This is a genomic window from Kluyvera sp. 1366, from assembly GCF_054823405.1.
The window spans coordinates 97190-111587 of the sequence record NZ_JBTRDW010000007.1 but is presented as its reverse complement, the minus strand read 5'-3'; the positions used below and the strand labels follow the sequence as shown (position 1 = coordinate 111587).

Annotated in this window: 18 protein-coding genes and 1 other RNA gene; 13 read left to right on the top strand and 6 right to left on the bottom strand. The window is 56.2% G+C overall.

Going from position 1 to position 14398, the window contains the following annotated elements:
- The first annotated feature begins 138 nt into the window (after positions 1–138).
- The 8 genes from ACVLVH_RS16845 to ACVLVH_RS16810 all read left to right on the top strand — a co-directional run bounded on the left by ACVLVH_RS16845 (position 139) and on the right by ACVLVH_RS16810 (position 4423).
- Complete coding sequence (locus tag ACVLVH_RS16845; RefSeq protein ID WP_101762908.1) at positions 139–816, top strand: DedA family protein; 678 nt, start codon at positions 139–141, stop codon at positions 814–816.
- On the top strand, positions 813–1181 hold the full coding sequence (mzrA, locus tag ACVLVH_RS16840; protein ID WP_101762907.1) for an EnvZ/OmpR regulon moderator MzrA: 369 nt from the start codon (positions 813–815) through the stop codon (positions 1179–1181). The genes ACVLVH_RS16845 and mzrA overlap by 4 nt, the downstream gene beginning before the upstream one ends.
- Positions 1182–1355: 174 nt before the next feature.
- Positions 1356–1727, top strand: coding sequence for a DUF1090 domain-containing protein (locus ACVLVH_RS16835; RefSeq protein WP_146001298.1), 372 nt, complete (start codon positions 1356–1358; stop codon positions 1725–1727).
- 35 nt (positions 1728–1762) lie between these two features.
- On the top strand, positions 1763–2068 hold the full coding sequence (locus tag ACVLVH_RS16830) for an ElaB/YgaM/YqjD family protein (protein WP_007890363.1): 306 nt from the start codon (positions 1763–1765) through the stop codon (positions 2066–2068).
- Between the two features lie 2 nt (positions 2069–2070).
- Complete coding sequence (locus ACVLVH_RS16825; protein ID WP_192236531.1) at positions 2071–2469, top strand: phage holin family protein; 399 nt, start codon at positions 2071–2073, stop codon at positions 2467–2469.
- Positions 2466–2750, top strand: a complete 285-nt coding sequence (locus tag ACVLVH_RS16820) for a YqjK-like family protein (RefSeq protein WP_008103516.1) — start codon at positions 2466–2468, stop codon at positions 2748–2750. The genes ACVLVH_RS16825 and ACVLVH_RS16820 overlap by 4 nt, the downstream gene beginning before the upstream one ends.
- A gap of 207 nt (positions 2751–2957) precedes the next feature.
- A complete protein-coding gene (locus tag ACVLVH_RS16815) occupies positions 2958–3368 on the top strand; it encodes a DoxX family protein (protein WP_008103518.1) in 411 nt (136 codons plus the stop codon).
- An 80-nt stretch (positions 3369–3448) separates the two neighbouring features.
- Positions 3449–4423 (top strand): glutathione S-transferase family protein, encoded by a 975-nt coding sequence (locus ACVLVH_RS16810; protein WP_101762904.1) that lies wholly within the window; start codon positions 3449–3451, stop codon positions 4421–4423.
- Positions 4424–4457: 34 nt separating this feature from the next.
- Here ACVLVH_RS16810 and mdtI read toward each other — a convergent pair whose 3' ends face one another.
- The 4 genes from mdtI to rsmI all read right to left on the bottom strand — a co-directional run bounded on the left by mdtI (position 4458) and on the right by rsmI (position 6914).
- The gene (gene mdtI / locus ACVLVH_RS16805) at positions 4458–4787 is read right to left on the bottom strand and encodes a multidrug/spermidine efflux SMR transporter subunit MdtI (RefSeq protein WP_101762903.1); all 330 of its coding nucleotides are present in this window, start codon (positions 4785–4787) and stop codon (positions 4458–4460) included.
- Positions 4774–5124, bottom strand: coding sequence for a multidrug/spermidine efflux SMR transporter subunit MdtJ (mdtJ, locus tag ACVLVH_RS16800; protein ID WP_101762902.1), 351 nt, complete (start codon positions 5122–5124; stop codon positions 4774–4776). Before mdtJ ends, mdtI begins: the two co-directional genes overlap by 14 nt.
- Positions 5125–5638: 514 nt before the next feature.
- An RNA gene (gene rnpB, locus ACVLVH_RS16795) (RNase P RNA component class A) lies at positions 5639–6017 on the bottom strand.
- A 33-nt stretch (positions 6018–6050) separates the two neighbouring features.
- Positions 6051–6914 (bottom strand): 16S rRNA (cytidine(1402)-2'-O)-methyltransferase, encoded by an 864-nt coding sequence (rsmI, locus tag ACVLVH_RS16790; RefSeq protein ID WP_101762901.1) that lies wholly within the window; start codon positions 6912–6914, stop codon positions 6051–6053.
- Between the two features lie 62 nt (positions 6915–6976).
- On the opposite strand from rsmI, the gene ACVLVH_RS16785 reads away from it, so the two are divergent.
- The 4 genes from ACVLVH_RS16785 to dolP are packed head-to-tail and all read left to right on the top strand — an operon-like array spanning position 6977 to position 10543.
- Positions 6977–9001, top strand: coding sequence for a penicillin-binding protein activator (locus tag ACVLVH_RS16785; protein WP_498949808.1), 2025 nt, complete (start codon positions 6977–6979; stop codon positions 8999–9001).
- Positions 8959–9354 carry a YraN family protein gene (locus ACVLVH_RS16780; RefSeq protein WP_008103534.1) on the top strand — a complete coding sequence of 132 codons (396 nt, stop codon included), beginning with the start codon at positions 8959–8961 and terminating at the stop codon, positions 9352–9354. Before ACVLVH_RS16785 ends, ACVLVH_RS16780 begins: the two co-directional genes overlap by 43 nt.
- 14 nt (positions 9355–9368) lie before the next feature.
- Positions 9369–9956 carry a DnaA initiator-associating protein DiaA gene (gene diaA, locus ACVLVH_RS16775; RefSeq protein WP_007890352.1) on the top strand — a complete coding sequence of 196 codons (588 nt, stop codon included), beginning with the start codon at positions 9369–9371 and terminating at the stop codon, positions 9954–9956.
- A 14-nt stretch (positions 9957–9970) separates the two neighbouring features.
- Positions 9971–10543 carry a division/outer membrane stress-associated lipid-binding lipoprotein gene (gene dolP / locus ACVLVH_RS16770; RefSeq protein ID WP_101762899.1) on the top strand — a complete coding sequence of 191 codons (573 nt, stop codon included), beginning with the start codon at positions 9971–9973 and terminating at the stop codon, positions 10541–10543.
- A 54-nt stretch (positions 10544–10597) separates the two neighbouring features.
- Here dolP and ACVLVH_RS16765 read toward each other — a convergent pair whose 3' ends face one another.
- A complete protein-coding gene (locus ACVLVH_RS16765; protein ID WP_110867406.1) occupies positions 10598–11299 on the bottom strand; it encodes a pirin family protein in 702 nt (233 codons plus the stop codon).
- A 129-nt stretch (positions 11300–11428) separates the two neighbouring features.
- On the opposite strand from ACVLVH_RS16765, the gene ACVLVH_RS16760 reads away from it, so the two are divergent.
- Positions 11429–12328 (top strand): LysR family transcriptional regulator, encoded by a 900-nt coding sequence (locus ACVLVH_RS16760; protein WP_101762897.1) that lies wholly within the window; start codon positions 11429–11431, stop codon positions 12326–12328.
- Positions 12329–12465: 137 nt separating this feature from the next.
- Here ACVLVH_RS16760 and ACVLVH_RS16755 read toward each other — a convergent pair whose 3' ends face one another.
- On the bottom strand, positions 12466–14376 hold the full coding sequence (locus ACVLVH_RS16755; RefSeq protein WP_498949805.1) for a BglG family transcription antiterminator: 1911 nt from the start codon (positions 14374–14376) through the stop codon (positions 12466–12468).
- Positions 14377–14398 lie beyond the last annotated feature (22 nt).

The window sequence follows — 14398 nt, the reverse complement described above, 5'->3', positions numbered from 1 at the left end:
AAGTCGCTGATTTAACAATCAATTCTGGAAGGATCCGGAAACTCCTGCTCAGGCTGCTTATCTAAAATGTATAACCAACGCCAGTCTGCGCCTAAGCCCCTCACGGGCACGTTTAACAATGATGTTCAGGAATGATTGATGGATATTTTGCAAGCATTGCTGCATGCCTTATGGCAGCAGGATTACGAAATGCTCTCCGACCCGACGTTGGTTTGGGCCATTTATGGCGTGTTGTTCATGATTCTGTTTCTGGAAAATGGATTGCTGCCCGCCGCCTTTCTGCCGGGCGATAGTTTACTGATTTTGGTCGGCGTTTTGATTGCTAAAGGCACCATGGGTTTCCCGCTGACGCTGCTGATTCTGACCACTGGCGCCAGCCTCGGCTGCTGGGTGAGCTACATTCAGGGTCGCTGGCTCGGTAATACGCCTACCGTGCAAAAATGGCTTTCACACTTGCCCGCGCAATATCATCAACGCGCCCACCGATTGTTCCATCGCCATGGCTTGTCTGCACTGCTGGTGGGTCGCTTTATTGCCTTCGTTCGCACCTTGCTCCCTACCATCGCCGGGCTTTCTGGCCTGAGTAATGCGCGCTTCCAGTTCTTCAACTGGGTAAGTGGCTTCCTGTGGGTGCTGATCCTTACCGTGCTGGGCTTCGCGCTGGGTAAAACGCCGATTTTCCGTCGTTACGAAGATGAGCTGATGTTGTGCCTGATGCTGCTGCCGCTGGTGCTGCTGGTGGTTGGCCTGGTCGGTTCTTTAGTGGTTATTTGGCGTAAACGTCAGTCTGCGCGTAGCGGGAATTCACAGTCATGATCACATTCCGTGGATTCCCAAGGCGTTTCCTGCCTTGGGCGCTGGGTGGCGCGTTGGCGCTGCTGGCGATCTGTTTCGTTCCGACCTTGATGCAGCATGAAACCGTGGTGCAGATCCGCGTCGCCAACAGCGGCACCAATCTGCCCGATGGTTTTTATCTTTATCAGCAACTTTCTGCGCAGGGCGTGCGTATCAAAAGTATTACGCCCTCCGGCGATGCGCTGGTGATTCATTTTGAGAATGAAGAACAGAGCCTGGCGGCGCAAAAAGTGTTGAAGCGCCTGTTGCCACAAGGCTTTGTCGTCGCCGCTGGCCCGCAGGCTTCGCAGCAATATCCTGACGCCAGTCGCCCAATTTTTAGCTAAATTTCACCGCCTGACGTTAAGCCAGGCGGTGAGCTAATCCTCGCTATCCCCGCGTCTTCTTTGAATTTTTTCGTCTGCTGTCTATCCTTAGAGATAGCGTAAGCCTAAGACATGCTGGGAAGCTTCTCCTGTCTGCTCTCGGGCAGGTCATCAACAATGGAAGGTCACAACCTGATGAAACATCAATTACTGCTAGGTGCTATTCTTTTTTCACTCTCGGGTTCGCTGCTGGCGGCTGAATCGCTCTGCCAACAAAAAGAGCAGGATATTCAACGCGAGATCGATATGGCAAAACAGCACGACAACCAGCGCCGCGTTACCGGGCTGGAGCGCGCGTTGACCGAAGTCCGCGCAGGCTGCACCGATGAGAAGCTGAAATCTGCACATAGCGAACGCATCGCTGAGCAGAAGCACAAAATCGCCGAACGTGAGCGTGAGCTGAAAGAAGAGCGTCAGGATGGCGACAAGGACAAAATTGAGAAGCGCGAACGTAAGCTGCTCGATGCGCAGCACGAACTGAAAAAGCTTGAAGCTGAACCTTATTAATCGGACTTAACTCAATGCTGTAAAAGGAGATTTCCATGGCTAAAGAAACAACATCTGAACATCTGCGCGCTGAATTGAAAAATCTGGCTGATACCCTGGAAGAAGTGCTGAGCAGCTCAGCAGATAAATCCAAAGGTGAGCTGGATAAACTGCGTCATAAAGCGCGCGGCGCTATTGAAAGCTCCCGTGAACGTCTTGGCGACTCCGGCGAACGTATTGCACAAACCACGCGTGAAGCAGCGGAAAAAGCGGACGAATACGTGCGCGACAATCCGTGGCACGGCGTGGGTATCGGTGCAGCGGTAGGTATTCTCATCGGCATTTTAATCTCACGGCGTTAATGATGAGTGATAGTCAGCAAAGCCACGGCCCCGGCAAAGGGGTCTTTAACATCGGTCAACGGGTAGTTACCACGCTGGTTAGCATGGTCGAGACGCGCGTCAGACTGGCAATTGTGGAACTGGAAGAGGAAAAGGCCAACCTGATTCAGATGCTGATGATGGTGGGCCTTACTATGCTGTTTACCGCTTTCGGTCTCATGAGCCTGATGGTGTTGATCATCTGGGCGGTGGACGCACAATATCGCCTGATGGCGATTGCCATCACTACGGCGGTGCTATTTGCTCTGGCGCTCATCTTCGGTTTGTGGACGTTATACAAATCGCGTCAGTCAACGTTGTTGCGCCATACGCGTAAAGAGCTGGATACCGATCGCAAACTGCTGGAGGAGCATCGCTCATGAGCCGCCGCGAACGTGAAGCTCGCATTCACGAACTGCTCAATCAGGTGCAGCAGCAGCGGCTTGACCTCAGCGCCGACAGCCGCGACTGGCTGACCAGCACCGCGCAGTACGATCGCGGCTGGTTAACCATCATTGGCATGCGTCGTTATCTGGCGATTGGCAGCAGTGCATTGGCCATTTGGTCGATTCGCAGCCCCAATCGTCTGCTGCGCTGGGCCAAGCGCGGTTTCGGCGTCTGGAGCACCTGGCGCATGATCAAATCGACTTTAAATACCCGCTAGCTTCTCTCTCTAAAACCGGATCGAATTGATTCGGTTTTACTCTCCTCAAATTTACTGAACAACATTGACAGTTTATCTCGCTTACAACTCTTTCAACCTGCGATTATCATCTCCCTCCATCAGCCCAGTGAACTGAAACAACCGGTTCAAGGGGATTCAAAACCCGCAGGCCAACAACCTGCAACAAAAACCTTGTTGGAGTAGATGATGAAAAAATTCGAAGACTCAGGCCTGCTGGTAGCACGCGTATTAATGACCATTCTGTTTATCACCGCAGGCTGGGGCAAAATCACCGGTTACGCCGGTACCGCACAATACATGCAGGCAATGGGCGTCCCAGGCTTCCTGCTGCCGCTGGTTATTCTGCTGGAGTTCGGTGGCGGCCTGGCGATTCTGTTCGGTTTCCTGACGCGCTTTACCGCCCTGTTCACCGCTGGCTTTACTCTGCTGACCGCGTTCCTGTTCCACAGCAACTTCGCGGAAGGTGTTAACCAGCTGATGTTCATGAAAAACCTCTCCATCGCCGGTGGCTTCCTGGTGTTGGGTCTGGTAGGTCCAGGCGCTTACAGCATTGACCGACTGATTCGTCAGCGCGTTCAGCCAGCAACCGCACGCTAAGCAGCACAAGCGTTAGAGAACACATATACTGAATTGCAGGGGCGGGGATTTTCCTCGCCCCTTTTTATTATGGAGGGCTTATGGGACAGCTGATTGACGGTGTCTGGCATGATACCTGGTACGATACGAAGTCAACCGGTGGCCGCTTCAAGCGCACAGAAGCCGTCTGGCGTAACTGGGTTACCGCCGATGGTAGCGCCGGTCCAACCGGCAAAGCGGGCTTCGCCGCTGAGCGTGGTCGCTATCATCTTTACGTCTCGCTTGCCTGCCCGTGGGCGCATCGCACGCTGTTAATGCTTAAACTCAAGGGATTGGAGGAGATGATTTCAGTTTCGGTGGTGCATCCGCTGATGCTGGAGAACGGCTGGACCTTTGACGCCAGCTTCCCTGACGCCACCGGCGATGCGTTGTATCAAAAAGAGTTTCTCTATCAAATCTATCTGCACGCCGATGCGCACTATTCCGGCCGTGTGACCGTGCCAGTGCTGTGGGATAAAACCCAGCAAACCATCGTCAGTAATGAATCTGCCGACATCATGCGCATGCTTAACAGCGCTTTTGATGCGCAAGGTGCCCGCGCGGGTGACTATTATCCGGCGCAGCTACGCGACAAAATTGATGAAGTGAACAGCTGGGTTTACGACACGGTCAACAATGGCGTGTATAAAAGCGGTTTTGCCACTTCGCAGGCGGCGTACGATGAATCGGTAACGGCGCTGTTCCATTCGTTAGCGCGTCTCGAACAGATTCTTGGCCAACACCGCTATCTCACTGGCAACCAACTTACCGAAGCCGATTTGCGCTTGTGGACCACACTGGTGCGCTTCGATCCGGTCTACGTCACCCACTTTAAGTGCGATCGTCACCGCATCAGTGATTACCGTAATCTGAGCGGCTTCCTGCGCGATATCTATCAGATGCCAGGCATCGCTGACACGGTTAATTTGCCGCACATTCGCCATCACTACTACTGCAGCCACAAAACCATCAACCCAAGCGGCGTGATCTCGCTGGGTCCAGCCTTTGACTGGGATGAGCCACACGGCCGGGGTTGATGCTCTTACCCTCTCCCAACGTGGAGAGGGGACTTTAGGCAAACTTAATCAGCACCATACCGACCAACAACAATCCCACGCCCAGCCAGCCAACCCGACTCAGACGCTGGCCAAACAGAATCCAGCCTGCCGCCACGGTGGCGACCAATCCCAGCCCGCCCCATAACGCGTAGGCTACCGTCAAATCAATGCCTTTCACCGCCTGCGCCAGCGCACTGAACGCCGCCAGCACCGCCACCAGCGATAACACGCCAAACAGTGGACGGCGGAAACCGTTGGAGTATTTCAGGAAGATATTGGCGACGATCTCCAGGCCAATGGCCAGCGCCAGCCATGCGATATGCAGCCAGTTAAACGTTGCCATGGCGCAGCTCCTTGCGGCTCAGCGTACCGGATTTGATCAGGACGATGCCGAGGATCAGCGTCAGCAGGCCGGCTACTTTGATGGCGGATAAGGCTTCATCGAACAACAGCACGCTAAACAGCGTAATAAACAGAATGCCAATGCCTTCCCACATGGCATACGCCACGCCAAGGGCAATGCGCTTGATGGCGAAGGATAAACAAATATAAGAAAGTGCGATCATCACCAGCATAAAAATATAACCGGCGTTGCCACCGTTTACGCTGGCCCATTTCATTGAGACGGTGCCAATAATTTCCGCGGCGATCGCCAGCGCTAATAAAATCCAATACAGCATGATTTCTCTCCTGAACGAGAAATAAACGCCACCCACGCGAAAATAGGCGTGTTAGCAAAGTTAAATTAAAAAGTCAGAATAGGAGAGAACGGAACTAAAGCGCGAAGCGCCAGTGCTGATCGCAGATTGAGCAGTTTGATTCAGAGAGAGAGGAGGAGAGTGGAGCCTTATTTGACGCAAACATTTTGTCCATAAAATTACAACTTATCCACGTTGTTGCTTCTCGTCAGTGTGGATTAAATTTGTCCTCAGTAGTTAAACACGCGCTTATTCTGGCATAGCGGCAGTAATGTTTTCAGGGATTTTCATTTCTTTACGTGGAGGCGTTTAATTAAAAGTGTGTGTATCCCTCACCCTAACCCTCTCCCAGAGGGAGAGGGAACTGTTTATTGCGGTTTGAAAGATCGCTCGATCGGTCTCTTCTCCCGCCTGCGGGAGAAGTTTAGGCTGAGGACCAGCACGCACAAGCCCCAGAAAACACAAAACCCGCCGAAGCGGGTTTTGTGTTTAAAAAAGTCGAAACTGACCGATAAGCCGGGTTCTGTCGTGGACAGTCATTCATCTAGGCCAGCAATCGCTCACTGGCTCAAGCAGCCTACCCGGGTTCAGTACGGGCCGTACCTTGTGAACCCCTATTTGGCCTTGCTCCGGGTGGAGTTTACCGTGCCACGAACTGTTGCCAGCCGCGCGGTGCGCTCTTACCGCACCCTTTCACCCTTACCTGATCCCATTACTGGGCCATCGGCGGTTTGCTCTCTGTTGCACTGGTCGTAGGCTTGCGCCCCCCAGGCGTTACCTGGCACCCTGCCCTATGGAGCCCGGACTTTCCTCCCCTTTGCCCGTCTCCCCCCGAAAGAGGACGACGACAAAGCGGCGACTGTCTGGTCAGCTTCGGCGCGGGATAATAGGCGATTTGCCAGCGTTTGTCACGCCTCTTGCTGCTCCAGCGCGTACTTATAAAGCGCGTTCTTCTTCACCCCATGAATTTCCGCCGTCAGCGCAGCAGCTTTCTTCAGTGGCAGCTCTTTTTGCAGCAGCGCCAGCGTGCGCAACGCCTCCGCCGGCAGCGCTTCTTCATCCGCTTTATGGCCTTCAACAATCAGCACCATCTCGCCTTTACGACGATTTTCATCTTCCTGCACCCACGCCAGCAACTCGCCGACCGGTGCGCCTTGAATAGATTCCCACGTTTTGGTGATCTCACGCGCCAGCACCACGTAGCGCTCGCCGCCCCACACGCTGACCATATCCTGCAGGCTATCGATCAGGCGATGGGTCGATTCGTAGAAAATCAGCGTACGCGGCTCTTCACCCAGCGCGCGCAGCACATCGCAACGTCCTTTGCTTTTGGCCGGTAGAAACCCTTCGTAACAGAAACGATCGGACGGTAACCCCGCCGCGCTTAATGCTGTAATCGCCGCGCAGGCACCTGGCAACGGCACCACGCGCACACCAGCTTCACGGCAGCGACGTACCAAATGGTAGCCGGGATCGTTGATTAATGGCGTGCCGGCATCGGAGACCAGCGCGATGCTCTGGCCCTCTTGCAGCTTAGCTAACAGCACCTCAGCTTTCTGCTGTTCGTTGTGGTCGTGAAGTGCGAAGAGTCGCGCATTGATGGCGAAATGTTGTAGCAACAGCCCGGTATGACGTGTATCTTCCGCTGCGACTAGATCGACGCTTGAGAGCACCGTCAACGCTCGTTGAGTGATATCACCCAGGTTACCGATCGGGGTAGGAACGATATAGAGCGTGCTGGCAGAAATCTCTGCCCGATCGAGTTGTTTCATTGTTTCATCCGAATTGCCGATTTAATATTGAGCATCTTGAAAAAAACATCACTGGATACAGTATGCTTCCTTCAAAAGTCGTACGTCATAAAGCAGGACGCTTAGTACCTGTTCTTCTCGCTGGGCTGATTTTAGCCGCCTGTAGTGGTCAGGGACCGCAACAAACCTCTAACGTCAATATTCAGGGTCCTGCGACTGGCCGGTCTGACTATTATCTGCAGCAGGTGCAGCAAAGCAGCGATGATAGCAAGACCGACTGGCAATTACTTGCCATCCGTGCCCTGTTGAAGGAAGGAAAGTATCCGCAGGCGGCGAATCAGCTCAATCAATTGCCGCAGCAGTTAAGCGAAGTGCAACAGCAAGAACTGCTGCTGCTGCGCGCGCAGATGCAGATTGGGCAGCAGGATTACACCGGTGCGCAACAGCTGCTGGGCCAGCTGAAAAGCGGCGGCTTGTCGCAGGACCAGCAGGTGCGTTACTACGCGCTGCAAATCGCGGCGGCACAGAATCGCCCTTCACTCTCGCTGCTGCGTGCCTATATTGCGCAGGAGCCGCTGCTGAAAGGTGCCGATCACCAAAGCAATATCGATGCAACCTGGCAAGCGCTGACGCAGATGACCCAGGATCAGATCAACAGCCTGGTGATCAATGCTGATGAAAATACCCTGCAGGGCTGGCTCGATCTGCTGAATACCTGGCGCGCAAACAGCCAGGATCCACAAATGTTGAAAGCGGCGATTCAGGACTGGCAGACGCGTTATCCGCAGAACCCTGGCGCGAAGACACTGCCAACCCAGCTCAGCCAGGTGCAGAACTTCACCAAAGCGTCGACCAATACCATCGCGCTGCTGCTGCCGCTTAACGGCCAGGCGCAGGTGTTTGCCAATGCGATTCAGAAAGGCTTCACCGATGCGCGCAATGGCGTGCTCAATGCACCGGCGCCGGCACCGCAAGCCGCGCCAGCGCCTACGACAGCCGATGCCAGCGCACAGCCGACCGCGGACGCCAATAGCGTGGTCAGCCCCGCCGTTGCAGATAACACACCGCCGCAAACCGAGCAGTCGCAGCCAGCCGCACAACCCGCCGCCGCACAGGGCAACAGCAATGCGCAGGTGAAAGTGTATGACACCAGCAGCCAGCCGATTGCGCAGGTGATGCAGCAGGCGCAGCAAGATGGCGCCACGCTGGTGGTCGGCCCGCTTCTAAAAAATGACGTTGAAACCGTCGCCAATAGCAACACGCCGCTTAACGTGTTGGCCCTGAACGAGCCAGAACAGATCCAGAACCATCCGAATATTTGTTACTTTGCGCTTTCTCCTGAAGACGAAGCACGCGATGCCGCGCACCATATCTACGAGCAAGGCAAACGCCAGCCATTATTGCTGGTGCCGCGCAGCAGTTATGGCGACCGTATCAGCAAAGCGTTCGCGCAAGAGTGGCAAACGCTGGGTGGCTCAACCGTACTGCAGCAGCGTTTTGGCGGCGTCGGCGAACTCAAGCAAGGCATCAACAGCGGTGCGGGTATCGCGTTAAGCGGCACGCCGCTCAACGTTGAGCCCGCGCAATCGCAGAGCGTGGCGATTGCTGGCCTGACGATTCCTGCACCGCAAACCAGCGCACCGGTGCCAACGGCCGATGCCAGCAGCGGTAGCGTGGATGCGGTGTACATCGTCGCCAGCCAGGATGAGCTGCAGCTCATCAAGCCGATGATTGCGATGCGCACCAGCAGCCGCAACAACACCGCACTCTACGCCAGCTCACGCAGTGCGCAGGCGGGTGCAGGCCCGGACTTCCGCCTGGAGATGGATGGCCTGCAGTTCAGCGATATTCCGCTGCTGTCCGGTAGCAATCCGGGCTTAATGCAGCAGGCGGCGAAGTCGTTTAACAACGATTATTCGCTGGTTCGCCTCTACGCGATGGGCATTGATGCCTGGACGCTGGCGAATAACTTTAACCAGATGCGTCAGGTGCCTGGCTTTGCCATTGATGGCAACACCGGCAAGCTGAACGCCGACACGGATTGCGTGATCAACAGGAAGTTGGCATGGAACCAGTATCGTCAGGGACAGATCGTTCCGGTGCAGTAAACCGCCAGCGCATTGGCGCTGAGCAGGAACAACTGGCGCGTCGCTATCTGGAGCGCGCCGGGCTGCAGTGGTTTGCCAGCAATGTACGCTGTCGCAGCGGGGAAATTGACCTGATTATGCGCGACGCCGATTGCTGGGTATTTGTTGAAGTGCGCTATCGACGCGATGCGCGCTACGGCGGTGCCGCCGCCAGCGTAACGCGCCAGAAACAACAAAAGCTGCTGCGTGCCGCCGCGCTCTGGTTGCTGGCGCGTGGCGGCAGTTTTGATACGGTGAATTGCCGTTTTGACATCATTGCCATTACCGGGCGTGAGCTGGAGTGGCTGCCCGATGCCTTTAATGCCGATGGATAGAACCAGGTGGTCTTGTGCAGGACAGAATTAAAGCGTGTTTTACCGAAAGTATTCAGACCCAAATCGCCGCAGCCGAAGCGCTGCCCGATGCGATTTCCCGCGCCGCGATGACGCTGGTGCAGTCGCTGCTGAACGGTAACAAAATCCTTAGCTGCGGTAACGGTGCGTCGTCGGCGAATGCCCAACATTTTGCCGCCAGCATGATTAACCGTTTCGAGACAGAGCGCCCTAGCCTGCCTGCGCTGGCGCTGAGCGCTGATAATGTGATGCTGACGGCGATTGGTAACGATCGTCTGCACGATGAAATCTACGCCAAGCAGGTTCGAGCGCTTGGTCAGGCTGGTGATGTGCTGCTGGCCATTTCCACCCGTGGCAACACCCGCGATATCGTCAAAGCGGTTGAAGCTGCGGTTACCCGCGATATGACCATCGTTGCGTTAACCGGCCACGACGGCGGTGAGCTGGCGGGCCTGCTCGGTCCGCATGATGTGGAAATTCGCATTCCATCACATCGCAGTGCGCGCATTCAGGAAATGCATATGCTGACGCTGAACTGCCTGTGCGATTTGATTGATAACACTTTATTCCCACACCAGGAATGACTGAAGGAGCTCAAATGAAAGCATTGAACGCTGTCGCCATTCTCTTAACCGCCATGTTGCTGCAAGGTTGTGTTGCCGTGGTTGCCGGCGGCGCTGCCGTCGCCACCAAAACCGCCACTGACCCGCGCACCGTGGGCACGCAGGTCGATGACGGTACGCTGGAGCTGCGCGTCTCGAACGCACTGGCAAAAGATGAACAGATCAAAAACCAGGCCCGCGTGGTTGTCACCGCTTATCAGGGCAAAGTACTGCTAACCGGCCAGTCGCCAACCCCGGATCTGGCAAGCCGTGCCAAACAGATCGCCATGGGCGTTGATGGAGCCACCGAGGTGTATAACGAAATCCGTAATGGACAGAAAGTCAGCCTCGGCACCTCGTCATCGGATACCTGGATCACCACCAAAATCCGCTCGCAGCTGCTGGGCAGCGATCAGGTGAAATCCTCCAACGTGAAAGTGACCACCGAAAACGGTGAAGTGTTCCTGTTGGGACTGGTTACTGCAGAAGAAGCGAAGGCGGCGGCCGATGTTGCCAGCCGGGTGAGCGGCGTGAAGCACGTGACTACGGCCTTCACCATTCTCAAATAAGCGTTGCAGCAAAGCATCAGGGCGACTTCGGTCGCCCTTTTTTGTGCGTGAGGGTTAGGCGGGAAGGTCAATCACCAGCGCGCGCAGCGGCGTTCTGGCCTGCAGGCTAATCTGGTTCTCATCGCTGAGAAACGCGCCGTCGCCGCAGCCTAGCGGCTGCTGGTTGGCGCTGCTGGCCTGCACATCCAGCGAACCATGGATCGATTGCAGGTAAGCGCGCGGTCCGTGCAATTTCACCGTGTACTGCTCGCCCGGCGCTAGCGTCACCTGATGCACCCAAACCTGCTGGCGCAGCTGCAGGCTGCCCTGCGCGCCATCGGGCGAGGCGATCAGTACGCTGGTTTGTTGCGGCAGGTCGAGCTTCTGCAACAGCGGGTTTTCACGTTCCGGACAGGCCGCCAGCCACAGTTGCATGCGGGTTAACGGGCGATCTTTGCTGATGTTAATTTCACTGTAATTCACGCCCTGACGCGCAGAGAGCAGCATCGCCTCGCCTTCACGCGCCACCAGATGATTGCCTTCGCTGTCGCGATACTCGGCTTCACCTTGCAGCACCAGATTCAGCACATCGACCTGCGGATAACTGCGCGGCTGGAATGCGGCGCCCGGGGCCAGAATTTCCTGGTTGAGTACGCGCAGCGACGCGTAGCCCATTAATTTTGGATCGAAATAGTGGCCAAATGAGAAGCTGTAGCGCGCCTGCAACCAACCGAAATCGGCCTGGCCACATGCGGACGCGCAGCGGGTTGTCATCATGATAATCCTCCGACGCGCTGCGGTGAGAACCGACCGCAGGCTTGATGGGATTATGGTAAAAGTCTGGACGCCGGATTGTAAGCCAGTTAATCTGCCTGGCATGTTCAAATTTACTGACAGAGAATCGGCATGGCAAAAGACCGCGCGTTAACCCTTGAAGCTTTACGTGTGATGGATGCTATTGACCGTCGTGGCAGCTTTGCCGCTGCGGCCGATGAACTGGGTCGCGTCCCTTCCGCGCTGAGTTACACCATGCAGAAGCTGGAAGAAGAGCTGGATGTGGTGCTGTTTGACCGTTCCGGCCACCGCACCAAGTTCACCAACGTGGGCCGCATGCTGCTGGAACGGGGCCGCGTGCTGCTGGAGGCCGCCGATAAGCTCACCACCGATGCCGAAGCGCTGGCGCGCGGTTGGGAAACGCATCTCACCATTGTTGCCGAGGCGCTGGTGCCTTCCGAGCGTTTATTCCCGCTGGTTGAGAAGCTGTCAGAAAAAGCCAATACGCAAATTTCTCTCATCACGGAAGTATTAGCCGGTGCCTGGGAAAGGCTGGAACAGGGCCGCGCTGATATCGTGATTGCCCCGGATATGCACTTCCGCGCCTCAACCGAAATCAACACCCGCAAGCTGTACAGCACGATGAGCGTCTACGTTGCCAGCCCGGATCATCCCATTCATCAGGAAGCTGAGCCGCTGTCAGAAGTGACGCGCGTGAAGTATCGCGGCATCGCGGTGGCGGACACCGCGCGCGAGCGCCCAGTGCTGACGGTGCAGTTGCTGGATAAGCAGCAGCGTCTGACGGTAAGCAGCATGGATGATAAACGCCGCGCGCTGCTGGCCGGTTTGGGTGTGGCGACCATGCCGTATCCGATGGTGGAGCAGGATATCGCCGAAGGTCGTTTACGCGTGGTGAGCGCCGAGTATACGCGCGAAGTGGACATTATTATGGCGTGGCGCCGCGACAGCATGGGCGAAGCCAAAGCCTGGTGTCTGCGTGAGATTCCGAGGTTGCTGGCGAAGCGCGGGTAGATTGTGCGGGGTTTCCCCCTCCTCGGTCCTCCCCCATAAATGGGGGAGGAAGATGCTGCCACATGTTAGTGATGAAGCTGCATCTCCTTCCCCCGCTTGCGGGGGAAGGCCGGGATGGGGGACAGCACGCACAACCCTTACATCCGACTCAAACAATCGATCGCCACCGCTTTAAAACTGACAAAATCCGTGCAATCACGCAGCCGCGTCATCGCCCTTTCGCGCAGGAAGGTGACGAACAGATCGTAAATCGCCATCGCCTCTTCGTATTCACTCTTGCTGATCGCCAGCAGGAAAATCACCGACGCCGTCTCCTCGCCCCAGCTTACGCCATGCGGCGCCAGCACCGTGTAGACCACGGTTTTCTGCGCCAGCAGTCCGAGTGAATGCGGCAGCGCGATGCCTTCGCCGAGCAGGGTGCTGACAATCGCTTCGCGCTCCTCAACCGACGGATAGAAATCCGCATCGACAAAACCTTCGCTCTCCAGCTGATCGCACAGCAGGCGAAACAACTCTGACTGCGCCATCGGCTTATCCAGCACCATAAAGTGCTGCGCGTCGAAGTACTTCTCCAGCATGTACGGGCGCGTGCGATCCACTAGCACCAGCTTGCCGAGCTGCTCCAGCTGGAACTCGGTTGGGAATGGCGACATCACCGCAATCGGCTTATTCTTCTCGCTGAGCCGCGCGGTGGAGATCACGAAGTCTTCATCGATATGCTCGCACAGTTCATAGTCGCGCTGTGACAGCCGCGCCGTCACCACCAATTGCGGGTATTTGCGCAGCAGCAGCGCCTCAATCATGCGCAGCGTGGAGTTGCCGCTGTCGCACACCAGCAGCACCTGTGGATGGCGCTGATAGCCGACGTCGTAATGCCTCTCCAGCCCAACACCAATGTGCAGCACCAGAAAACCGATCTCGTTCTCACTGATAGTGTAAGGCGTGTATTTACCCCAGCTGGTAACTGCCGCCAGCGTCACATCGTAGGCCATTGGATAGTGCTGTTTGATGTTGCTCAGCAGCGGATTGGGGATATGGATTTGATAGCGCACCCGCGTGATCATGGTTTTGATATGGGTGAGCAGATCGGCGCGCAGCTGCTCATCATGCTGCAGCCGATAGCTGTAATGGGTGTTGATGTAATTCAGCAAGTAATCGACCAGCGCATCGGCGTCGTCAGCGTTAATGGTGCTCGGTGCCAGCGCCTGAATCTGGCGTGCGGCGATGTTGACCCGCAGCCAGTTCTCTTCCGCCTGTGAAATCGGTTTGCCGACCAGCGGACGCATCAGGTTAATCAGATCGTGCGCCGCCTCGCGCACTTCCTCGCCCACATCTTCCGCACCCGGATCGTTGAGCGGGAAACCTTCGCTGATGCGTCGTACCGCCACCGCGCAGTAGATTTGCAGATAGCGGTCGCCTTCATCGCTGAGGCGAATGGCGTGCTGAGCGAAGCACTGTTGCAGCAAAGGTTGGAGCTGCGCCAGAATGCCGCTGTGCAGCGCTTCCACCGTCAGCAGCGGGCTGTCCGGCGTCTCCTGATCGATCTGCCACAGCAGGTCGGTTAAGCAGGTGCGGATCGCCGCCTCGCTGCCAAACAGCTTCATGCCGTAATGCGGTTTAGTTTCGATATTGAGGTGATAGCGGCCCAGCCATTCGCGCACTTCTGCCATATCGCTTTGCAGCGTGGCGCGGCTGACAAACCACTCTTCGGACAGATCTTCCAGCTTGATCGAATACGCCGCCGTCAGAAAGCGCGTCAGCAGATAGCGCACGCGCTCCTGCGAGGTACGCGGCACGCGCAGTGGCGTCGCGCTCTCTTGCTGTAAGCGGCCAAAGCGCGCCGCATCGTCAATTTTGAGTTGATATCCCGCGCCGCGCGCCAGCACAAACTGCGCGCCATGCTGTTCCAGCAGCGCGTTCAGCGCGGTGATATCGGTGCGCACCGTGCGCGTTGAAACGGAAAAGCGACGTGCCAGCTCATCCTGCGGCAGCGTTTCATTTTGCAGCGCAGCGAAAAGCTGAGTCAGACGCTGGTTGGGAAATCTCACGGAGCCTCACCTGTTACTCATT